The sequence below is a fragment of the Devosia indica genome, from assembly GCF_003056405.1.
GTDB lineage: Bacteria > Pseudomonadota > Alphaproteobacteria > Rhizobiales > Devosiaceae > Devosia > Devosia indica.
Genome location: NZ_PYVZ01000008.1, coordinates 135681 through 156929 on the forward strand (window position 1 = coordinate 135681; position 21249 = coordinate 156929).

Annotated in this window: 21 protein-coding genes, 1 tRNA gene and 1 rRNA gene; 10 read left to right on the plus strand and 13 right to left on the minus strand. The window is 62.7% G+C overall.

Annotation, left to right across the window (positions count from 1 at the left end):
* Positions 1–10: 10 nt before the first annotated feature.
* Entirely contained in the window at positions 11–1078 is a 1068-nt protein-coding gene (gene nadA / locus DDE76_RS09930) for a quinolinate synthase NadA (RefSeq protein WP_104893021.1), read from the plus strand.
* Here nadA and DDE76_RS09935 read toward each other — a convergent pair.
* A complete protein-coding gene (locus tag DDE76_RS09935; RefSeq protein ID WP_198650887.1) occupies positions 1075–1461 on the minus strand; it encodes a RidA family protein in 387 nt (128 codons plus the stop codon). The genes nadA and DDE76_RS09935 overlap by 4 nt on opposite strands.
* Positions 1462–1587: 126 nt before the next feature.
* Between DDE76_RS09935 and DDE76_RS09940 the strand changes: the two genes are divergently transcribed.
* Together DDE76_RS09940 and DDE76_RS09945 are read left to right on the plus strand one after the other, a co-directional pair.
* Positions 1588–2157, plus strand: a complete 570-nt coding sequence (locus DDE76_RS09940) for a tetratricopeptide repeat protein (RefSeq protein WP_104893020.1) — start codon at positions 1588–1590, stop codon at positions 2155–2157.
* A gap of 84 nt (positions 2158–2241) precedes the next feature.
* Positions 2242–2538: a GNAT family N-acetyltransferase gene (locus DDE76_RS09945; RefSeq protein ID WP_104893019.1), complete on the plus strand. Its 297-nt coding sequence runs from the start codon at positions 2242–2244 to the stop codon at positions 2536–2538.
* Between the two features lie 46 nt (positions 2539–2584).
* On the opposite strand, the gene DDE76_RS09950 is transcribed toward DDE76_RS09945, so the two are convergent.
* A complete protein-coding gene (locus DDE76_RS09950; protein ID WP_104893018.1) occupies positions 2585–4366 on the minus strand; it encodes a sensor domain-containing diguanylate cyclase in 1782 nt (593 codons plus the stop codon).
* Positions 4367–4424: 58 nt separating this feature from the next.
* A complete protein-coding gene (locus DDE76_RS09955) occupies positions 4425–5012 on the minus strand; it encodes an alpha/beta hydrolase (RefSeq protein ID WP_104893017.1) in 588 nt (195 codons plus the stop codon).
* A 140-nt stretch (positions 5013–5152) separates the two neighbouring features.
* Here DDE76_RS09955 and DDE76_RS09960 point away from each other — a divergent pair, with 140 nt between their 5' ends.
* A complete protein-coding gene (locus tag DDE76_RS09960) occupies positions 5153–6547 on the plus strand; it encodes an L-serine ammonia-lyase (RefSeq protein WP_104893016.1) in 1395 nt (464 codons plus the stop codon).
* 3 nt (positions 6548–6550) lie between these two features.
* Here the strand turns inward: DDE76_RS09960 and DDE76_RS09965 are convergent, their stop codons facing one another.
* From DDE76_RS09965 to DDE76_RS09975, 3 genes are read right to left on the minus strand one after another with little or no spacing between them, the layout of a single operon-like run.
* Complete coding sequence (locus tag DDE76_RS09965; protein ID WP_104893015.1) at positions 6551–7519, minus strand: PDR/VanB family oxidoreductase; 969 nt, start codon at positions 7517–7519, stop codon at positions 6551–6553.
* A gap of 4 nt (positions 7520–7523) precedes the next feature.
* The gene (locus DDE76_RS09970; protein WP_104893014.1) at positions 7524–8258 is read right to left on the minus strand and encodes a GntR family transcriptional regulator; all 735 of its coding nucleotides are present in this window, start codon (positions 8256–8258) and stop codon (positions 7524–7526) included.
* Complete coding sequence (locus DDE76_RS09975) at positions 8255–9301, minus strand: aromatic ring-hydroxylating dioxygenase subunit alpha (protein ID WP_104893013.1); 1047 nt, start codon at positions 9299–9301, stop codon at positions 8255–8257. Before DDE76_RS09975 ends, DDE76_RS09970 begins: the two co-directional genes overlap by 4 nt.
* 128 nt (positions 9302–9429) lie before the next feature.
* On the opposite strand from DDE76_RS09975, the gene DDE76_RS09980 reads away from it, so the two are divergent.
* Positions 9430–10551: a 5-methyltetrahydropteroyltriglutamate--homocysteine S-methyltransferase gene (locus tag DDE76_RS09980; RefSeq protein WP_104893012.1), complete on the plus strand. Its 1122-nt coding sequence runs from the start codon at positions 9430–9432 to the stop codon at positions 10549–10551.
* A 113-nt stretch (positions 10552–10664) separates the two neighbouring features.
* Here DDE76_RS09980 and DDE76_RS09985 read toward each other — a convergent pair.
* Positions 10665–10741: transfer RNA gene (locus tag DDE76_RS09985), tRNA-Met, on the minus strand.
* A 244-nt stretch (positions 10742–10985) separates the two neighbouring features.
* Here DDE76_RS09985 and DDE76_RS09990 point away from each other — a divergent pair.
* Both DDE76_RS09990 and DDE76_RS09995 read left to right on the plus strand, forming a co-directional pair.
* Positions 10986–12023 (plus strand): aldo/keto reductase, encoded by a 1038-nt coding sequence (locus DDE76_RS09990; protein WP_104893011.1) that lies wholly within the window; start codon positions 10986–10988, stop codon positions 12021–12023.
* A 108-nt stretch (positions 12024–12131) separates the two neighbouring features.
* The gene (locus tag DDE76_RS09995; protein WP_104893010.1) at positions 12132–12857 is read left to right on the plus strand and encodes a DUF599 domain-containing protein; all 726 of its coding nucleotides are present in this window, start codon (positions 12132–12134) and stop codon (positions 12855–12857) included.
* Here DDE76_RS09995 and DDE76_RS10000 read toward each other — a convergent pair.
* The gene (locus tag DDE76_RS10000) at positions 12787–13815 is read right to left on the minus strand and encodes an alpha/beta hydrolase (protein WP_104893009.1); all 1029 of its coding nucleotides are present in this window, start codon (positions 13813–13815) and stop codon (positions 12787–12789) included. The genes DDE76_RS09995 and DDE76_RS10000 overlap by 71 nt on opposite strands.
* A gap of 11 nt (positions 13816–13826) precedes the next feature.
* Between DDE76_RS10000 and DDE76_RS10005 the strand changes: the two genes are divergently transcribed.
* The 3 genes from DDE76_RS10005 to DDE76_RS10015 all read left to right on the plus strand — a co-directional run bounded on the left by DDE76_RS10005 (position 13827) and on the right by DDE76_RS10015 (position 15088).
* Positions 13827–14138 carry a (2Fe-2S)-binding protein gene (locus DDE76_RS10005; RefSeq protein WP_104893008.1) on the plus strand — a complete coding sequence of 104 codons (312 nt, stop codon included), beginning with the start codon at positions 13827–13829 and terminating at the stop codon, positions 14136–14138.
* A complete protein-coding gene (bfr, locus tag DDE76_RS10010; RefSeq protein ID WP_104893007.1) occupies positions 14104–14589 on the plus strand; it encodes a bacterioferritin in 486 nt (161 codons plus the stop codon). The genes DDE76_RS10005 and bfr overlap by 35 nt, the downstream gene beginning before the upstream one ends.
* An 85-nt stretch (positions 14590–14674) precedes the next feature.
* The gene (locus DDE76_RS10015) at positions 14675–15088 is read left to right on the plus strand and encodes a VOC family protein (protein ID WP_104893006.1); all 414 of its coding nucleotides are present in this window, start codon (positions 14675–14677) and stop codon (positions 15086–15088) included.
* Between the two features lie 536 nt (positions 15089–15624).
* Here the strand turns inward: DDE76_RS10015 and DDE76_RS10020 are convergent.
* The 5 genes from DDE76_RS10020 to rrf form a co-directional block, all read right to left on the minus strand.
* The gene (locus tag DDE76_RS10020) at positions 15625–16623 is read right to left on the minus strand and encodes an alpha/beta hydrolase (protein WP_245891871.1); all 999 of its coding nucleotides are present in this window, start codon (positions 16621–16623) and stop codon (positions 15625–15627) included.
* A gap of 213 nt (positions 16624–16836) precedes the next feature.
* A complete protein-coding gene (locus tag DDE76_RS10025; protein WP_104893005.1) occupies positions 16837–18042 on the minus strand; it encodes a lytic murein transglycosylase in 1206 nt (401 codons plus the stop codon).
* A gap of 131 nt (positions 18043–18173) precedes the next feature.
* Positions 18174–20393 (minus strand): mechanosensitive ion channel domain-containing protein, encoded by a 2220-nt coding sequence (locus DDE76_RS10030; RefSeq protein ID WP_157955745.1) that lies wholly within the window; start codon positions 20391–20393, stop codon positions 18174–18176.
* A 101-nt stretch (positions 20394–20494) separates the two neighbouring features.
* Positions 20495–21001: a hypothetical protein gene (locus tag DDE76_RS10035; RefSeq protein WP_104893003.1), complete on the minus strand. Its 507-nt coding sequence runs from the start codon at positions 20999–21001 to the stop codon at positions 20495–20497.
* 125 nt (positions 21002–21126) lie between these two features.
* Positions 21127–21242 (minus strand): 5S ribosomal RNA (rrf, locus tag DDE76_RS10040).
* Positions 21243–21249: the final 7 nt, after the last annotated feature.

Genomic DNA, 21249 nt, shown 5'->3' on the forward strand with positions numbered 1-21249 from the left:
GGAGGCCCATATGGTGCACACGATCAACGCGGTGACCCCGCTCACCGAGGCCCGCGCCATTTTGGCCGACAGCTTCGACCTCAAATATTCCAAGGCGGTCGAACGCGCCACCGACAAGATCTTCGACCGGGTCAGGGACAAGATCCCCGAGATCGAATGGCCCTTCTATGCGCCGCTGATCTTCCAGATCAACCGGCTCAAAAAGGAGAAGGACGCGGTCATCCTCGCCCATAACTACCAGACGCCGCAGATTTATCACGGCGTGGCCGATGTGGTGGGTGACAGCCTGCAGCTTGCCGTGGAGGCCACCAAGGTCACCCAGTCGGTGATCGTGCAATGCGGCGTGCACTTCATGGCCGAGACCTCAAAACTGCTTAATCCAGACAAGACCGTCCTCATTCCGGACAGCCGCGCCGGCTGTTCACTCTCTGAGAGCATCACCGCCGAGGATGTCGTGGCCATGCGCGAACAATATCCCGGCGCCCCGGTCGTCACCTATGTGAACACTTCGGCCGCCGTAAAAGCGGTCACCGATGTGTGCTGCACTTCCTCCAACGCGCTCGACATCGTCAATCGCGTCGAAGGCGACACGGTCATCATGATCCCGGATCAATATCTGGCCGCCAATACCGCCAAGAAGACGAAAAAGAAGATCATCACCTGGGCCGGCGCTTGCGAGGTGCACGAGACCTTCACCGCCGAGGACATTTCAGAGCTCAGGCACGCCTATCCCACCGCCAAGATCATCGCCCATCCCGAATGTCCGCCCGAGGTGATCGACGCCGTCGATTTCGCGGGGTCCACCGCCGCCATGATCGATTGGGTCAAGACCAACAAGCCGCCCCGCGTCGTCATGGTCACCGAATGTTCCATGTCCGATAATGTGGCCAGCGAGACCACAGGCGTTGATTTCCTGCGCGGCTGCAACATCTGCCCGCACATGAAGCGCATCAATCTCGAAAACGTCCTGTGGTCGCTGCATACCGGCACCGAGGAAGTGACCATTCCGCAGGACATCATCGCCCCGGCTCGCCGCGCGGTGGAGCGGATGATCGAACTCAGCCGCAAGGGCGATTAGGGCCGCTTCGCGATCAGGTCGATCTCCACCAGCGCCCCGACCGCCAGCGCCGTGACACCAATGGTGGTGCGTGCCGGCAGCTTGCCCGGTGCAAAGAAACGCGGCCATAGCGCGTTGAGCGCCGCATAATCGCGCTCGAACTGGGTGAGATAGATGCGCGCCATCGTCACATGCTCCAGTCCCAGCCCGATCCCGTCCAGCACGATCCTGAGATTGTCGATCACCCGTTCGGTCTGCGCCTCGATGCCTTCGGGCAAGGGCGCATCCGGCGCCGCCGGGTCAGTCGGCATCTGTCCGGTGACAAAGACAAAGCCATCGGTTTCCACCGCATGGCTGAACGGAGCAACCGGACGGGGCCCGGAGGAAATCATGTGGTAGAACAACTCACTCATCGGCGTGGCAACCTCTAGCGGATCAGACCCGCAAGACGAGCCTGCCCGGAGGGGCCTGTCAACCGCCCGTGAAGTGACTTGCCCCGGCGGGTCGAACCCGTCAGACTTGCCTTTGCTATGAGCACGCTGCACCGACTGGTCTTTGCTGCACTGCTGCTGGCCCCGGCGCCAATCACCCCGGGCCTCGCCCAATCCTATGGGCAAAGCGAGGCGCAGTCGGCCCAATTGGATGTGCTTTTCGATCAGCTCTCCGCGGCCACCGACGCCCAGACCGCCCGCACCATCGCAAACGACATCTGGCAGATCTGGATCCGGCCCGATGATCCGGTCCTTGCGGCACGGGTGGCCGAAATCATGTCGGCTGGAGGCTTTGCCGGGCCGGCCAGCCAGATTCCGCTGATCGACGCGCTGATCGCCGATTATCCCGACTATGCCGAAGGCTGGAATCTGCGCGCCACCGCGCACTTCCTCAATGGCGCCTATGAGCAATCGCTTGCCGACATTGTCGAAACGCTTGATCGCGAACCGCGTCATTTCGGGGCACTGTCCGGCCGGGCCCTGATCTACCATGCTCAGGGAAAGCGCGACCTGGCCCTTGAAGCGATCGCGCAGGCGCTCGATATCCATCCCTTCCTCGCCGAACGCGCCCTGTTTCCCGAACTGGGCCCGCCCCCCATCCGCAGCTAGAGTGCTTCCGGCCAAACTGGCAACGGCTTTGCGGTTCGGAAGCGCGGAAAATAGACAGCAAGCCCAAATAGGACAGACCACATTATGAGTGATGGCGACTACACCATTCACCACGAACAGGGCCCGACGCGCGGCCGCTATTTCATCCGCCTCGCCCCCGGCGCGGAAGCCGAGATGACCTATAGCAGGACCGGCGATGGGCCGATGATCATCGATCACACCGGCGTGCCCCCCGAATTCGAGGGGCGCGGCATCGCGCTCCAACTGGTCAAGGCGTCCATCGCGGATGCGCGCGAGCAGGGCTTCAAGATCACACCGGTCTGCCCCTATGTCGTGGTGCAGTTCCGTCGTCACCCGGAATGGCGCGACCTGCTGGCCTAGCGCCTGGGCATATTCGCATTCGCCATGGTGATCTGACGCGTTCGCGTCACCCCCGTGCACTCTGCGGCGGCTGCATCAACTCGGCGTCGAACACCACGACCATGTTGCGGCCGCGCGCCTTGGCCATATAGAGCGCGGTGTCGGCCATGTCCGTGGCAATCTCTAGACCATCTCCGGCCTCCGCCAGACAGGCGCCGGCACTGACCGAAACCGACACAGTCCGGGCCTCTTCGATCTGGATGGGATTTTCGTCGATCGCCAGCATCACCGCATGGGCCATGCCGCGCAGCCGTTCCGGACTGCATTCGGGCAAGAGCACAATGAACTCGTCCCCGCCCCAGCGTGCACAGCTATCCTTGGGGCCGAGCGCGCCGGCAATGCGCCGCGCCACTTCGAGCACCACAGCGTCGCCGGCCGCATGGCCATGAGTGTCATTGATCGTCTTGAAGCGATCGATATCGACGAGCAGCAGACCATAGCTCCCCAATAGGCTCGCATCGGCATGAGCGGCCTGGAACCCGCGCCGGTTGAGAATACCGGTCTGCCCGTCCTTGAACGCCAATTGCTCCAGTTCCCGGGTCCGCTCGCGCACCCGGGCTTCCAGCAGCCGCGTATTGTCGTCCACCGCGGCCGCCATTTCGGTGAAGCTGGCGGCCAGCCGCCCGATCTCGTCCTGGGCTCCGGTGCCCATGCTGAGCGCCGGCCCGTAGTCACCACCCCGGGCGCTGCGCACCACGCCTTCAAGCGCCTTCATCCGGTCGAGGACAGCCCGCTTGAACACCACCATGGCCAGCCCCGTCACCAGCGCCATCACCGCAACCAGCAGCAGCCCCACGGGCAGGAACAACCGGCGGTCAATGATGGCGTCGAGGTCCATCAGCGTCACATTGTACCAGCCGAGCTTGTCGAGATAGCCCACACCCACCAGCGTCTGCTTGCCATCAATGGTGACAAAGGCAGACTGCGCCAGCGCTGCCCCGCCGGTGACGCTTTCAAACAGGCGCTGCAGCACCGCCTTGTCTTCCGGCCCATCGACAAGGGAATAAACGCTGCGCTTGTCACTCATGTCCGAGGACAGGCTGGCAAGGCTCACCAGATTTTCGTCCCGATGCGCCTGCACCTGCCCCTGGCGGTCGACAAACATGGAGACCACGCCGCGCTGGGGCACATTGACCACTTCCTGGATGAAATCGCTCAGGTCGATGCCGGTGCCGAGCACGCCGAGCACCTTTTGCCCCTCGCGGATGACGCAGTTCATCCAGACCTTGGTCACGCGCAGATTGGCGTCATTGTCGACATTGAGGTGGCAACCCTCACCCAGCGCCTTGGTGGCAAAATACCAGGCGTCGCGGGGGTTCTGGGGGTCGACGGCATAGCGCAACTGATCCCCGGCATAGGCATTGGCCGCATCGTTGAAGTAATAATTGCCCGAGGCGTCGATGGTGAAGAAATAGGAGTGGTCGGCAAAATTCTGTCGGAAATGCTCCAGCTCGGCGATACCGCGCCGCGCCAGCACCGGATTGTCCTCATCCAGCGCCCAGTCGCGAATGGCCTGGCTGCCCGCCAGCGTTTCGGCCAGCGAAACTTCCCGCACCAGCGCCCCGAGGCCCCGGTGCCGGTCATACAGAACCTGTTTTTCCGCAAACAGCGTACCGAGCTGGATGACCGTCGAATTGATCACCCAGTTAAAGGCAAAATAGGCCGGCACGGCGACTGCGCCAAAGCCCAGCAGCACAAAAATCAGAACCCTCAGGGAGAGAGTATCGGATATGCGACGCCCAAAGTTGAAGATGGCCGCCCTCGTCCAGCTATTGGCACCAACTGCCATCAACCTGCCCGCAAACGCCTCAAGAAGCTGTTAACGCTTTGGCAAGTCTGAACACAATTCAGAGGAAAGCCTGAATTGCCGTCAGCTCGTCCTGCCGCAGTTCATGCCCGCCCTCATGCCAGGCCAGTTTGGTTTGGGCGCCATTGGCGCTGAAATAATCGGCCAGCACCTGGGTCGCGCTCGCCGGGGCGATGGGGTCGCGCCGCCCGGCCGTGATCAGCACCTGCCGGCCCGCAAAATCCACCGCCGGTGGGGCAAAGGGAATCAGCGGATGCATCAGCACCGTCTGGTCGAACAGGTCGGGACGGGCAAACTGCATGGACGCCAGGATATTGGCGCCGTTCGAATAGCCCAGCCCGATTACTCGTGAGGCCGACCCGGTCTGTTCGCGCACGAATTCGCTCATCGCCCTGGTGCGCAGGGCCAGATCGTCCATGTCATAGACGCCCTCCCCGGTGCGCCGGAAATAGCGCAGCGCGCCCTGTTCCCTGACATCGCCGCGCGGCGCGACACGCCTGACGCCCGGCAGCAATTGCCCCGCCAGCTCGAAGAACTGGTTTTCGTCGCCACCCGTGCCGTGAAACAGAAAGATCACCGGCGCTGCGGCATCGCCGGCAGGATCGGCGCGAAACTGATAGCTGGACATGGCAGAACTCCTTTGCCCCCGATATTGAAGCTTTCGGCCCGAAGGGCAATGCACCAGCCGGACCACGCACTGTTGAGCAATGCGAAACAATCGCGCCGCTGCCCCAATTGCGCGCCGCCCAGATCGGGCTATGATGAGCCATGTTCCTGTCCGTCTTCGACGTCTTCAAGATCGGTATCGGCCCGTCCAGTTCCCACACCATGGGACCCATGACCGCCGCACGCCGTTTCCTCGATGATCTGGGTGCCGGCACCTGGCCGCGCGCCGCCCGCGCCCGGCCAGCCGCCATCACCGCCAGTCTGCACGGTTCGCTCGCCTTTACTGGCATCGGCCATGGCAGCGACCGCGCCGTCATTCTGGGCCTCGCCGGAGAGGATCCGCGCACGGTTGACCCCGACGCCATGGACCCCATCATCGCCGAAATCCGCCAAACCGGCCGCGTGAGCCCGCCGGGCCACCCCGCCTATCGGTTCCGCCCGGCGGTCGATCTGGTGCTCGACAAGCAGACGCCGCTGCCAGGCCATCCCAATGGACTGCAGTTCTGCGCCTTTGACAGCGACGGCCAGCTCCTTCTGCGCCGGGTCTATTATTCCATCGGCGGCGGATTCGTGGTGACGGCCGAGGAACTGGACGCCGTGCGCACCGCCTCACCCGCAGAGGCGGACGTGCCCTGGCCCTTTGCCGATGCGCGCGAAATGCTCGACATGGCCGGGCGCTCGGGCCTCTCGATTGCCGCCATGAAGCGCGCCAATGAGGAAGCGCGCCTCAGCCGGTCCCGCCTCGACCGCCAGCTTGACGAGATCTGGCAGACCATGTCGGGCTGCATCGACCGCGGCCTGCATCAACGCGGCGAACTGCCGGGCGGTCTCAAGGTCAAGCGGCGCGCCGCCGCCATCCATGCCACCCTGCAGGACAAGTGGCAACGCAACGACATCGACCCGCTGGCGGCCAATGACTGGCTCAGTGTCTTTGCCATGGCGGTCAATGAGGAGAACGCCGCCGGTGGCCGGGTCGTGACCGCGCCCACCAATGGTGCGGCCGGGGTCATCCCGGCGGTCATGCGCTATGCGATCCAGTTCAATGCCGGCACGGGCGACACGGCCATTCGGGATTTCCTGCTCACCGCCGCCGCTATTGGCGGCATCATCAAGCACCGCGCCTCGATTTCGGGTGCCGAAGTCGGTTGCCAGGGCGAAGTGGGATCGGCCTCGGCTATGGCCGCTGCAGGCCTTTGCGCCATCCTGGGCGGCACGCCGGAGCAGGTGGAAAACGCCGCTGAAATCGCGCTCGAACACCATCTGGGCATGACTTGCGATCCCGTCGGGGGCCTCGTGCAGATCCCCTGCATCGAACGCAATGCCTTCGGCGCGGTCAAGGCCGTCACCGCCGCCTCTTTGGCCTTGAAGGGCGACGGCACCCACGCCGTGCCGCTCGACGCCTGCGTCGAAACAATGCGCCAGACCGGCCAGGACATGAGCGAGAAATACAAGGAAACCAGCCTTGGCGGCCTCGCCGTCAATGTGGTGGCCTGCTGACGCCTAACTCCGATAGCCCACATCGATCACCGCGTGACCCTCGGTCAGGCGCGAAACGCAGGCACACATCTTGTGCCCCTCCGCCTTTTCCTCGGCGCTGAAGAACACGTCGCGATGGTCGATCTCCACGCCCTCCCCCAACACCTGCACGGCGCACAGCCCGCACTCGCCGCGCCGGCAATCGTGGATCATCTCGACGCCCGCGCCGATCAGCGCATCGAGCAGCGACTGGTCCGAACGCACCGCCACCCTGGTGCCGCGATTGAGCACTTCGACGCTGAACGGCTTTTCGGCAAACAGCCCGCTATCGCCGAACACTTCATAGCGCAGCCGGCTCACCGGACGTCCCGCCGCCGACCAGGCCGCCTTGGCCGCTTCCAGCATGCCGATGGGGCCGCAAAGATAGCATTCGGCATCGGCCGGCAGGGCGGCAAATTCAGCCGCAAGGTCGATATGCTGGCCTTCTGCATTGTCGCGCAGGACCAGCCGGTCACCCAGCAGCGCCTCCAGCTCGTCGGCAAAGGCCATCAGCGCCCGCGACCGCGCGGCATAGACCACGCGCACCGATGCGCCCCGCGCCACCAGCGCCTTGGCCATGCCATAGATCGGGGTAATGCCGATGCCGCCGGCCAGCAACAGATAATGCTTGGCGCGCCAGCTCAGCTCGAACCGGTTCTCCGGCAGGGTCAGGCGCACGTCCTGCCCTTCCTCAAGGCTCCACATATAGCGCGAGCCGCCACGGCTCTGCGGATGCAGCTTTACCGCCACCGCGATCTGGCCCGGCGGAGCGGGAATGACCGTATAGGTGCGGTTGGCTGCCTCCCCGTCGATCTCGACGCGAATATTGCTGTGCGAGCCGGGATCGAAGCGCGGCACCGGCCCATCCACCGCAAAGCCGATATAGCGCACATCCTCGGCAATCTGCCGGAGTTCGGCGACTTTCGCGTCCCGCCATTCCACTTTGTTGCGCATGAGCTTACCCCACCACCAGAGACAGCGCCGGCACGCGGCGGATCAGGCTACGATCCTGGTCGAGCACGAATTCCAAATTCTGCCGGGCCAGGCGCGCATGTTCGCGCGCCAGCGCCTCGGCGCGGCTACCCTCACGCAGTGCAATCGCTTCCACCATTGCCCGGTGCTGGGTCTGCGCGCCGTAGAGCGAGCGGCGAAAGGCCTCGACATTGGCCTGCTTGTCGAGAAAGGCGCTGGGCGAGGCAAAGGGCAGGCTGGTTACCCGCTCGATTTCACGGCGGATGGTCTGGCTGGCCAGCCCCCAGAGCTTTTCGTGAAACGCGGCATTGAGGTCGACATAGCCATCAAAATCCATGTCGGCGACATCGCCCTTGAGCGCCTCGTCAATGCCTTCGAGCAGCCGCGTCAGCTCGCCCATCCGCGCCGGGGCCACGCCGCGCTCGGCGGCCAGGCGCAGCGCGAGGCCTTCAAGGGTGCCGCGCAATTCGATGGCGTCGATCACCTCTTCGCGCGAAAAGCTGCGCACCGCATAGCCGCCCGAGGGAATGGCCTCCACCAGCCCCTCCTGCCCCAGTTGCGCCAGGGCGGCCCGAAGCGGCGTGCGCGAAATGCCCAGCCGCTCGACCAGTATCAGCTCCGACAGCCGGGTGCCGGCGCGCAATTCCCCCGAGACGATCAGGTCGCGCACCCCCATCAGGGCGCGCTGGGACTGGGCCGCACGGTTGGACACGCCGCTCATTCCGCCGCCACCTGCACCGCATTTTCGTCCTCGATCATGCGATCAATCAGGCGCCGCGCCCACATCGACCCCGCATCGATATTGAGGTTGTAGATGACGTGATCGGGATTGTCGTCGATGGCCTTCTGCTGGGCTTCGAGAATCCGCTCATCCTCGCGGAAGATCGATGACACGCCCTCGCGCAGTTCATGCGTGCGCGCCTGCTCGTCCAGCTTGTAGTTGCGCGCAAAGGCCCAGAAATAATGGCAGGTCTTGTCGGTTTCCGGCGTCATGGTGTTGAGCACGAAGCCGTTGACACCCTGGCTGCGGTCGCCTTCCGGCGCGCCGGTCCCGGTGGGGGCCACGCCCACATCGATGGCAATGGTCGAGGGCGCCTGGAAGTTGATGATCTGCCAGCGGTCGACATTGCCCGGCTTGCCGAGCTGGCCACGCCAGAAGGGCGGCGCGTCGATATCCTTCATCCAGCGGGTAATCGTCGCGGTGCGATCAGTATGGGTCGCCTCGAACGGCGCCTCGGCCACGGCGCGATTGCCGATGGACGAGCCATGCACATAGGTCTCGTGCGTCAGGTCCATCAGATTGTCCACCACCAGGCGATAATCGCATTTGGCGTGGATGTACTTGCCGTCCGCCGCCCAGTTCGGATCCTGGTTCCAGTGCAGGTCCGGCACCAGGTCGGGATCGGCCAGCGCCGGGTCGCCCATCCAGAGCCAGACGAAACGGTGCCGCTCGACCAGCGGGTAGGATTTGACGCAGGCCGAGGGATTAATGGTGTCCTGCGACGGCATGTATACACATCGGCCGGTATCGTCGAATTCCAGGCCATGATAGCCGCAAATGACATTGTCGCCGTAAAGCTCGCCCATCGAGAGCGGCAGCAGCCGGTGCCAGCAGGCATCGGCCAGCGCAACCGCCGTTCCATCCTGCTTTCTATAGAGAACAACGGGCTTATTGCAGATGGTGCGCGCCAGCAGATCGCGCTTTACCTCGACATCCCAGGCAATCGCATACCACGCATTGAGCGGAAAAGTGGGGCCAGCCATGATCCAGGTCCTCCTCTTGTTTCCGCCTAAAAAATACCACCTGTATACAGAAATCAAGAGGGCCATTGCCAAAGCCGCGTCGAGCGGCCATCACTGCACACAAATCAAGAACCCTGAGAGGAGCTCCCATGGCCGTTGCAAAGCCGCCCTACCACGCCGATGTCGTCGGCTCGTTCCTGCGCCCCGACAGCATCAAACAGGCCCGCAAGGCCCGCTTCGAGGACAAGTCCATCAGCGCCGAAGAGCTCGCTGCCATCGAGGATCAGGCCATTATCGATGTCATCCGGATGCAGGAAGATGCCGGCCTCAAGGCGGTCACTGATGGCGAATTCCGCCGCGCCTGGTGGCATTTCGACTTCATGGGCATGCTCAACGGCCTCGATATCATCCAGCGCGAAGGCGGCGGCATCCAGTTTCACGGCGTCCATACCAAGCAGGACGTGCCGGTGATCAGCGACAAGCTCAGCTTCCCCGCCGATCATCCCATGCTGGAGCACTATAAATTCGTCGCCGCCAATACCAAGGTGACGCCGAAAATCTCCATTCCGGGCCCCAGCGCCATCCACTTCCGCATTGCCGATGACGACATCGCCGTCACCGAATACAAGCACGATGCCGAGGCCTATTTCGAGGCCATCACCGCCACCTACAAGGACGCGGTAAAGGCCTTTTACGATGCCGGCTGCCGTTACCTGCAGATGGACGACATCTTCTTTGCCTATCTCTGCGACCCGAAAATCCGTGCCGAGCGCAAGGCCAATGGCGAGGACCCCGATTGGCTGATCGGGCGCTACGCCAAGATGATGCATGACGCCATTGCCGATCGGCCGGACGACATGCTGATCGGCATGCACATGTGCCGGGGGAATTTCAAATCCACCTGGGTGGCCGAAGGCGCCTATGACCCGGCGGCCGACGCCATTTTCAACCAGACCGATGTCGATATCTATTTCATGGAATACGACACTGATCGCGCTGGCGGACTTGAGCCCCTGCGCCTGTTGCCCAAGGGCACCAAGCGCGTCCTGCCCGGCTTCATCACCACCAAGACGCCCGAGCTCGAAAAGCTCGACGACCTCAAGCGCAAATTCGATGAAGCGGGCAAATATGCCGATCTCGATCAGCTCGGCATCGCCCCGCAATGCGGCTTCGCCTCGACCGAGGAAGGCAATGACCTGACCCAGGACGACCAGCGCCGCAAGCTCGACCTCCTGGTCGAAACCGCCGAAGCAATCTGGGGCAAGGTCTAGTCTCCTCTAGCATACAGGCCCGTGTCGCAGCGACGCGGGCCTTCCTGGCCCATCTTGAGCGTGCGTCCAAAAAAGGAAAACCCCAGCAACTCGGGCGAGTTACTGGGGTTCTTTGGTTGCGGGAGCAGGATTTGAACCTGCGACCTTCAGGTTATGAGCCTGACGAGCTACCGGGCTGCTCCATCCCGCGTCAAACAGCGCTGCCTTGCGGCGCGGTGTGAGGGCTATATAGGGGGTGAACTGGCAGACCTCAACCCCCTCCGGCGCTTTCCGTGACGCTTTTTTGACGCCGCCAGCAAAAGCGCCCGATTGCCATCCCTGGCCCTGTGGAAAAGCCTATTCATCGGCAAATGCCGCTGAACCGCTTCCATACCAGTGCCGCCTGGTTTAGGGTCCGGCGCGATTCACGCCAAAGGTCTCGGGGAACACCACATATGAACTTGAAAAAGCTCGGCCGTACGGACGTTTCGGTCACCGATATTTGCCTGGGCACCATGACCTGGGGCAGCCAGAACACCGAGGCCGAGGGCCATGCCCAGATCGCCATGGCGCGCGACGCCGGCATCACTTTCATGGACACCGCCGAAGTCTATGCCGTGCCGGGCAGTCCGGAGACCAGCGGCCGCACCGAGGAAATCATCGGCAACTGGTTTGCCGCCAATGGCGACCGCGACAAATGGGTGCTGGCCACCAAGATCGTGGGGGGCGGCAATGCCCATATCCGCAATGGCCGCCGTCCGGACGCCGCCTCGGTGCGCGAGGCGATCGAGGGGAGCCTGAAACGTCTCAAGACCGACTATGTCGATCTCTACCAGATCCACTGGCCCAGCCGCGGCCACTATAACTTCGAGAATTACTGGCGCTACGCCCCCGAAAAGCAGGACACAGCCGACGCACTTGCCAATATGGAAGAAGTGCTCGGCGCGATGGGCGATCTGGTCCGCGAGGGCAAGATCCGCCATTTCGGCCTCTCCAATGAAACCACCTGGGGCCTGGCCCAGTGGGTACGGCTCGCCGAGGAGAAGGGTCTGCCGCGCGCCGTCTCGGTGCAGAACGAATATAGCCTTATCCGTCGCATCTTCGATCACGACATGGCTGAACTGAGCCACCACGAGGATGTGGGCCTCTTGGCCTATTCGCCGCTGGCCGGCGGCATGCTCTCGGGCAAGTATTTCAATGGCGCGACGCCCAAGGGCAGCCGCAAGGACTATCAGAAGGGCTTCTGGCGTTTGAACGACCAGTCCGACGCCGCCACCCGGGCCTATCACGACGTCGCCGCCCGTCACGGGCTCGACCCGGTGCAGATGGCCATCGCCTTCTGCCGCACCCGGCCCTTCATCACCTCGACCATTATCGGGGCCACCAGCACCGACCAGCTGACCCAGGTGCTCGGCTCTCTTGAGGTGACCCTGTCGCCCGAAGTGCTGGCCGATATTGACGCCACCTACCGGCGCTTCCCACGCCCGGTCTGATGAGACCGCATGGGCCGGCCCGTCCGGCCCATTTTCTTTTCCTCGGACTGGTGCAGGCTGGTGGCGTCGCTATAGTCGGCCCGATCAGCCCTGCGTCGGAGCCAGCCCTTGACCACCCTCATAACCTCGGTTTTCCCGCTGCTGGCCTATCTGGCCTATAACATCATCGTGCCGCTGATCGAGCGGGCGCGCCCCTCGCTCTCGGTGATCATGAACATGCAGCGCCGCCGCTGGGTGGCCAACGCCTCCAGGCGGGAAAGCCCGTTCGATGCCATCCTTTCGGGCAACATCATGGGCTCGGTGAGCTTTCTGGCCTCCACCTCGGTGCTGCTGGTGCTGGCGGTCTTTGCCGTCTTCGGCCAGTTGCCCACCCTGATGCAGGCGCTCGATTCCCTCTCGCTCGAACGCACCTATACCGTGCTCGACGTACAGATCCATCTCGGCGTCATGCTGGCCATGTTCGTCATGGCCTTTTTCGCCTTCACCCTGTCCCTGCGCCAGTTCAACCATTTCTGCATCATGCTCGGCGCCCTCGAACATGATCGAGACGCCACTGAAGAGGAAATTGACGCCATCGCCCAGATGAACGGGCTGGGCGCCCGCAATTTCAATTCCGGCATCCGCGCCTATTATTTTTCCGTCGCCACCGTTGCCTGGTTCGTGTCCGAATGGCTTGCGATTGCGGCGTGCCTCGTCACCGTGCTGATCCTGGCCCACCGCGAGTTCTTTTCTTCCGCCCATCGCACCGCCGCCTCGGCGGCCGTCATTGCCGCGCGGCTGCGGCGCGATGCTCCGGCGCGGTCGGATCGCCCGGCCCCATCCCGGGATTTGTGACTTCGGCCAGAAAGGCGCGGCAATCCTTCAGCACCGGCGCCATCCAGCGCAGCGGCAGGCTGAGGCAGAACAAGATGCCGGCGTGGCCGAGGCGAGGATAGAGCCGTAGCGTTGCCGGCACGCCGAACGCCTGCAACGCCGCGCTCAGATTGACGCTGTTGCGCGGCAGCACCAATCGATCCCGCCCACCGCTGACCAGCAGCATGGGCACCGCATCGGGCCCGACATGATTGATCGGCTGGGTCTGGCGCGGATTGTCGGCCTTGCCGAACACGCGTTGCGATATCGGCCCGTCAAAAGGATAGAAGTCGTAGGGACCGGACAGTCCAATCAGACCCACTATCGCGTTGCGCAGTTCAGGCCCCAGCCAGCGCGGATCGAGCGCCAGGCACGCAGCATTATAGGCGCCGGCCGAATGCCCGGCCAGAACGAGCCGCCCGGGATCGCCACCATAGGCGGCGATATGATCGCTGACCCAGGCCACGGCCGCCGCGCAATCCTTGAGAAATGCGGGATATTCGATTTCCGGTACCAGCCGATAGTCCGGCACCACGACCATATAGCCCATCGCCGCCAGCGCCCGCGCGGCAAAGCCATAATGGGTGCGGCTCCCCGAGTTCCACGCGCCGCCATAAAAGAACACCACAACTGGCAAGGGTGTGTCATCGCGTCGACGCGGCCCATAAACATCGAGCTTCCGACGAGGACCGGCCCCATAGGACAGACTGCTGGCAATGCGTCGGGATGAGCTGTCCTTGGGGACCAGTGCACTGATGACATCTGTGAATTGGATCGGTCTGCTCCCGGGGCTGTGTCCCTTAAATACGCAGCAGCCCGCAATGAGTTTCGCGCCGCATCCATGCCGGGCGGGATGCCACCAAAGTTGACCGGCGCGGCAATTTATGACGTTGACATTCAGGAATGAGCGGCGTTTATTCCCGCCCGTTGAGAACCTGATATGGCCCCGCCATGCTCGTCTGCCAGTGCAATATGATCACCTCGAGAGAGATCGAGGATATCGTGCTCGACCTGTTGAAGGCCGATCCGTGGCAGCTTGTTGTGCCTGCAAAGGTCTATGCAGAACTCAATCGACGTGCGAAATGCTCCGGCTGTGTGCCGAATGTGGTGGACATTATCGTCCGCGTCACCGAAAATTATCACGCACAGCAAGCCCATCAGCCTGCCGAACTGGTCGAACTCCAGTCGGGGCTGGAAAAGCTCAAAAAGCAACGGAACGGAGTACGTCGTGAAAGGCGAAGCACAAGTCATCGAGCGGCTTAACGAGGCCCTTTTCCTCGAGCTCGGCGCAGTCAACCAGTATTGGGTGCATTACCGCCTTCTGGATGATTGGGGCTACAAGCGCCTCGCGTCCAAGGAACGCGCCGAATCCATTGAAGAAATGCACCACGCCGACAAGCTGATCGAGCGCATCATCTTCCTTGAAGGCCATCCCAATCTGCAGCGGGTCGCCCCCCTGCGCATCGGACAGACCATCAAGGAAGTGCTTGAGGCGGACCTCGCCGGCGAATATGACGCCCGCGCGGCCTACAAGGCCAGCCGTGAGCTCTGCGAAGAGCTGGGCGATTATGTCTCCAAGAACCTGTTCGAGGAACTGCTGGCCGACGAGGAAGGCCATATCGACTTCCTGGAAACCCAGCTCGAACTGCTCGACAAGATCGGCGCGGAAAAATATGGCCAGCTCAATTCGGCCCCGGCCGACGAAGCCGAATAAACCAGAATATTGCTGACGGATCCCGTCCAGCCGCCCGGGCATTGTCCGGGCGGTTTTGTTTTGCCCATCTCACCTGGAGTTCCCGATGCAATTTCACACCGGCCGGCTCATCGATCACGTGCATCTGCGCGCCCGCAATGTCGCTGCTGCCCGCTATTTTTATGAAAATGTCCTGGCGGTTCTGGGCATCCCCATCACCGCGCGTGGCGAAGGCTGGTTCCAGGTCGATGAATTGTTTGTCGACGGGCTCGATGCCCGCGCCACGCCCAGCCACGTTCATCTGGCTTTCCAGGCGAAGGACCGCCAAACCGTCGATGCCTTCCACAAGGCAGCCCTGGCCGCCGGTGGCGCCGACAATGGCGCGCCCGGCGAACGCTATTACCACCCCGGCTATTACGCCTGCTTCGTGCTCGATCCCGATGGCAACAACATTGAGGCCGTTTTTCACGGCCCCAGCACCCGCTCCGCCCCTTCGGTTGTTATCGAGCCGACGCCCTGAGCCAAACAGCCGACTTTGTCTGGTCAACGCGCCGTCCCCAGACATCGGCCAGACATCGGCTCCCGCCCGCCTCCCCCTTTGCTTGGGGCAAGCCAGACAGGACTGAGCCTATCGCAATGTCCGTTGAGACAAGCAGGGTGGGGGTCTATGGCTCTCAACGCATTGAGTTGACAGGCTAATCACAAAATAATCCCCGGCACCCAAACCTCTCCCATAATCCTTCTCATCACTCCCGCGCGGACGGACTGCAGCGAACTTTTGCGGGGGGAGCCGGTTGGGTGCTGGGTCGCTCCAGGGCCTGCCTGCTCGTTGGGCCACCTTGCGACGAGCGATCAATAGGGGCCACGACAGCAGGAGAAACCCGGTGTTCCGAGGCGGCGACGTCTCTATTTATTCTAGTTTACTGAGACGCACGCGCCTCGGGACACGTCCACATGCAACCGGAGGCCTCTGGCTATCCGGCTCTTCGGCATGCCATCGCGCAGCGCGGAACGCTCTTTGACATGCGCCATGACAGAGGGCGGCGACCCTGCCCGCTAGTCCTCGATCGGTTGGAACTTCGCGTTGAGCTCGCTCACGATCTGGTCGATCGGTGCGACCGAGTCGGGCAGCATTTGCGGCTCTTCCGGCGCCACCGCCAGATAGGGCACGCCGCTGGGGAAGGCCCCGAAACGCTGGAAAAAGCCGACCATGTCGTCAAGCACCGGCATGCGCCAGCGCCATAGCGCGCCCATGGCCAGCACCGGCTCCATATGCCCGAACCCGTCATAGTACTGGCTGGTGACCCACACGCCCTGCGCCCGCAGCCGTTCAGCGAAGCGCTCGGTGTTCTGTACCCGCACGATCGGGTCGGTGGTGCCGGTGGCCAGATACATGGGTGGCGCTTCGGCGGTAATCAGATTGATCGGCTGGGTGCCCTGCGGATTGGGTGCCTCGCCAAACACATCGCGCACTTCATTGTATTCAAAGGGGTAGAAATCATAAGGTCCCGACAGCGCCGCAACCGCCAGGATCGGCATGGTGACGCCATATTCGGCGCGGAACGCAGGATCGAGCGCCTGCATCACCGCGTTATAGGCGCCTGCGGAGTGGCCGGCCAGGAACAGCCGGTTTGGATCGCCCCCATAATTGGCGATGTTGTCCTGCACCCAGCGCAGGGCGCGGGCGCCGTCCTCAAGAAAATCGGGATAGCGTACCTCTGGATAGAGTCGGTAATCGGCAATCACGGTGACGAAACCGCGCGAGGCCAGGGCACGGCCGACAAATTCATATTCCCCGCGCTCGCCCCGGCTCCAGCCGCCGCCATAGATGAAGAACACCACCGGCGCGGGCGCGCCCCGCTCTTCGGGCGCATAGACATCGAGCTTGGTGCGCGCCCCATCCGCATAGGCAATTCCGTCGCCCACCTTGGAAGTCCCCCCATCCATGGCCGCGGGGATGTTGAACGGATCCATGATGGAAACCGCCTGGACCGCATTGGGCAGCAGCAAGGCGGCCATGGTCAGGGCGGCAAGCAGGGTGCGAAGCAAGGGCATCGAAAATCAATCAGGTCTGTTGGAAAGATAAGGCCGGGTGTGTGCGCCGAAAAATCGGGGATTTTGTGGCGCGCAGCCATGTGCCGGAGTTGTGATCAGAGGGCCGCCAGAATGGGCGAGGGCAGGCGCGCCGGTCCTCCGGTCGCTGGCCTGCCCTCTACTTAAGCGGGAAAACTTTGCACCCAGTTCGTTAACAGCTTGTTGACGCCAATCTCAGCGTTTCAGCCGCTCCAGCAGCAGCCCCGAAACATGGCCATCGGCTGGCAAACCGCGCGCCTGCTGATAGGCAATCACCCCGGCGCGGGTCTTGGGGCCGACCACCCCATCGGCCGTGCCGACATCGAAACCGGCCCGCCCGAGCAGGGTCTGCACTTCGGCCCGCTGCGCCTTGTTCAGCGCGTAATCACCCGCAGGCCAGGGCGTCACAAAGCTGCCGGCGCCCAGAATCCGGTCAGCCAGATGACCCACGGCCAGGGCGTAGCTGTCCGAATTGTTGTAGCGCTTGATCACGTCGAAATTGGGCAGCAGCAAAAAGGCCGGGCCGCTGGCCCCTGCCGGCAGATAGAGCCGGGCCATGTCGCCGGGGCGCGGAAAGGCGCTGCCCGAAGCACGGCTGATGCCCATGGCCTGCCATTGGCTCAGCGGCGCCTTGCCCATCTCCCGGGCCGCCGCGAAATTGAACCCTTGCGGCAGCTTGACCTCATAGCCCCAGGTTTCCCCCGGCCGCCAGTCAAAGCTCTTGAGATAATTGGCGGTCGAACCAAGCGCATCGGGCACCGAGTTCCAGATGTCCTTGCGCCCGTCGCCATTATAGTCGACCGCATAGCGCATGAAGCTCGAGGGCATGAACTGGGTATGCCCCATCGCTCCGGCCCAGGAGCCGACCATGGCATTGGGCGCGATATGCCCGTCCGAAACGATGCGCAACGCCGTGACCAGTTCGGAGCGGAAGAAGCTCGCGCGGTAGCCCTTCTCGGTCAGCGTGGCCAGCGCATGGATGGTATTGTTGCCCCCCATGAAGCTGCCGAAATTGGTTTCCATGCCCCAGATGGCGAGCACGATTTCCGGCTGCACCCCATAGCGCTGCTCGGCACCGGCAAGCGTCTGTGCCCATTCCCCGCGCATGGCCTGGCCTTTGGCAGCCTGCGAGGCGGTGACACGCTTGTCGACATATTGCTGCACGGTCTGGGTGAACTCGGGCTGCTTCTGCGTCAGCTCGATCACCTGGGGGATCGGGTTGTAGCTGGCAAAGGCGGCCTCAAACGCCTGACGGCTGACCCCGGCCCGTTCCGCCTCGGGCCAGAGATCGCGCACGAAACTGGCGCTGTTGGCCTGGGCTGGCCCCGCCAAGGCCAGGCCAGCCAGAACAGCGCTCATCAGCAGGCGAAGAAAATTGGAAGAACCACCGGATCGGATCATCTCGGGCCTCGTGCATACGCGGTAACAGGAAGTCACGAACGCACCGGCCATGCCGGGCGCGCGTATCAAATCATTAACGCACCCGATTAAGATGACCTTAAGGCAAACCGCCTTCCCCGTTCACATCGCTGTCAGTCCGTGCTGTCTTCGCTCTGGTCCTCGACGCGCCCGGCCGGCGGTGGCGATTTGGATGCGCCGCCGCTGCCTGCGGCGGGCACATAGGTGACATGGGGATAGGGGATCTCGATACCCTTTTCGGCAAATACCAGCTTGACGAATTCGTTGTAGCGGCGCCCCACGCCCCATTGCTTGCCCGGCAGCGTCTTGATGCGGGCCCGCATGGTGATCGCCGAGTCGCCGAACGCAGTCACGCCCTGCATGTCCAGCTCGTCCAGGATATCCTCCTTGTGCTCGGTCTCCATCAGCCGCGCGAACGCCTCCTGCATGGCCGCCTTGACCACGTCGATATCGCTGTCATAGGCCACCCCGATCTCGGCGACATGATAGGAGAAGCCGCGCATCATATTGCTGACCTGATCGACCGATGAGAACGGGATCAGGTGCACCGTGCCGGACAGGTCGCGAATGGTCACCGAGCGGATGGTGAGCTTCTCCACCACCCCGGTCCAACTGCCCACGGCAACCACATCGCCCTCGTTCATGATGTTCTCGAACTGGATGAAGATGCCTGTAATGATGTCCTGCACCAGCTTCTGCGCACCAAAACCAATGGCTAGGCCAACCACGCCTGCGCCAGCCAGCAGCGGCGCAATATTGACCCCGATCTGGGCCAGGGCCAGCATCGACCCAAACACTACAAGGGCGATGGTGAAGGCGTTCTTGAACAGGTTGAGCAGCGTCTTTTCGCGCGAGGTCGGCACCTTGCCGAAATTGGCGTTGAGCCGAAATTCGACCCAGGACGCCACCACCACGTAGAGCACGATGGCCGCAAGGATGATCAAGGCGGCCGAAACCACCGACCCGGCGACTGCCAACCCCTCTTCGCTGCCGATCCAGGCGGCAAAGTCGAACAGGGCCCAGGCCTGGCCAATAGCCACCACCACCCCAGCGATCACCACCCAACGGACCACGCGCATCACCGCCGGCACAAAGGATTTAAGCCGCGCTTCAAGCAAGGGCAGGCGTTGGCGCACATCATCAGGCAGGCTCAAGCCGGCGCTGACAAAACGGGTAATGAACCCAACGATCAGTGACCCGACCAGAATAGCCAGGGCCGACTGTACAGTGGCGCTGAGCATGAAGGGCAGCGCTGTCTCGGGATTGGCGAACCACACCACCAGCAGCGCCAGCAGATAGGCAATGACCAGCACGTGCCATTGCCGCCCGATTGTCGCCAACAGGCGCCCCAACCCGTCATTATCCCGCTTGGCACTGATTTCGGCCAGCCAGTCTCGCACATCGTCCTTGTTCTGCAAGGTGATGATGACACCGATAGTCACGGCCGTTGCCATCGCCAGCACCTGCACGGCGCCACCGGCCGGCCGCGATACCAAGCCGCTCAGCATTGGGGCAACGAACATGAAGGCATAGCCCAGCAGAGAAATGATCCGCGCGCTCCAGAACGACCAATAGGCAGCATTGGTATCGGCCAATGGCAGGAAGCGCAGCGCCGGGAAACGCGGCATCAAAACCAATCGAACCATCAGTTTGATCATTTCAACCACGACAAAGGCATTGAGCAGCAGGGACTGGTTGATCCCCATCGTGCCGCGCGAGGTGGTGCCGAAATTCAGCGCCAATACATAGCCCAGCCCCCAGGCCAGAAAGATGCTGGCAGCGTCAATCATTCCCACCCCAACCAAAGCCGCCAGTCGTGCCAGAATGCCCCGCTCTGTGGCGCGCGCGGCGATGCCATGCCCCAACCCGTTGGTGATCAACCGCAGAACAAAGAAACTGCCGAACAAGGCCAGGAGCAACAGGCCAATATTGACGGCAAACTCCCGCAGCGCCGTGCTATCCGCACTGATCGAGCCACTGAACAGTGCCTGGAGATTGGACAATGCCGTCCCGATCGAGCGCACTGAAGTGGCAGCGCCTTCCGCCACGCTCTGCGTATATTCCGCCAATTGCCGCGCAATGCTCATATCCGGCGCGGCGGCTTCTTGTGCCTGCGCCCCATCGGTCTCAGGGGCAGCCTGCTGCAGCCGCTCGATCAACGCGGCGCGTGCAGTGTCGTCTTGCAGAATGCGGATCAGGTCGTCGACAGCGGCCGAGCTGGCCCCAGGGTCAGCGCTCTCCTCGGCCGACGTGGTTGAGCCACCCGTCAGGATGTCTTGCGCGGTGGCGGGAAAGACCAGAAGCAGGGACAGAAAAAGAATACGGATCAGCAACATGCGGCTCATTTGGCTGGCAGGATTGTTGGCGCCAGCATGGCCTTTGCGGCCACAAGGTCAACCCCTTCACCGCTCACGCTTTGCGTCAGCCAACCCAACTACGCCGCAAGCACTGCCGCCAGGCTCTTGAGGAAGGCCTTGCCATCAGCCAGAACGGCCTGCGCCGCCGCGGTGGTATCCTTGTCATCGCTGTCGGCCTCGTCGCCCACCCGGTCCAGCAGTGCGAGGCGACGCTGATGCAGTTCTGCCGGAATATCCAGACTTGCTGCAGTCACCAGAGCCTGCCGCATTTCCTGCAGCAACAGCAATTGCGAAAACCGCGCATAAAGCCGCCGGGCAATCGCCGTATCGCGCCGCCAGTTCTCCGTGGCAAAAGCAGCACTGGCGCGCTGCCCGGCACCCAGACAGTCGAAGGCGTCACAACCGCCATAACCCAGATCTTCCAGCCGCTCGTGGATGCGGCAGCGGAAGTCATCGGCCAAATACTGGCATGGCTGTCCGGCCAGCTTGTCATGTCCAAACTGGCTTGAGCGCTCAAAGGACAGAGCCGTGCAGCAAAGGCCAAAACACTTGCTGCAATCGGCGGAAAACGCGATCTCGTCCATGCTGCACCTGTGGGCCTGGGTTCGAGGGGCTCTTGATCAGCTTGTTCTGAATACGACAAAGCCCCCGCTTTTGCGGGGGCTTTTGTTTGTTTTGGATTGTGACGAGATTTGAGTGTTTTTTGCAGACCTTGCAGTGACCTACTCTCCCAAGTCTTGAGACTTAGTACCATTGGCGCGGAGGGATTTGACGGTCGAGTTCGGGATGGGATCGGGTCCTGGGCCCCTCGCAAGAACCACAAGGTCAGCGA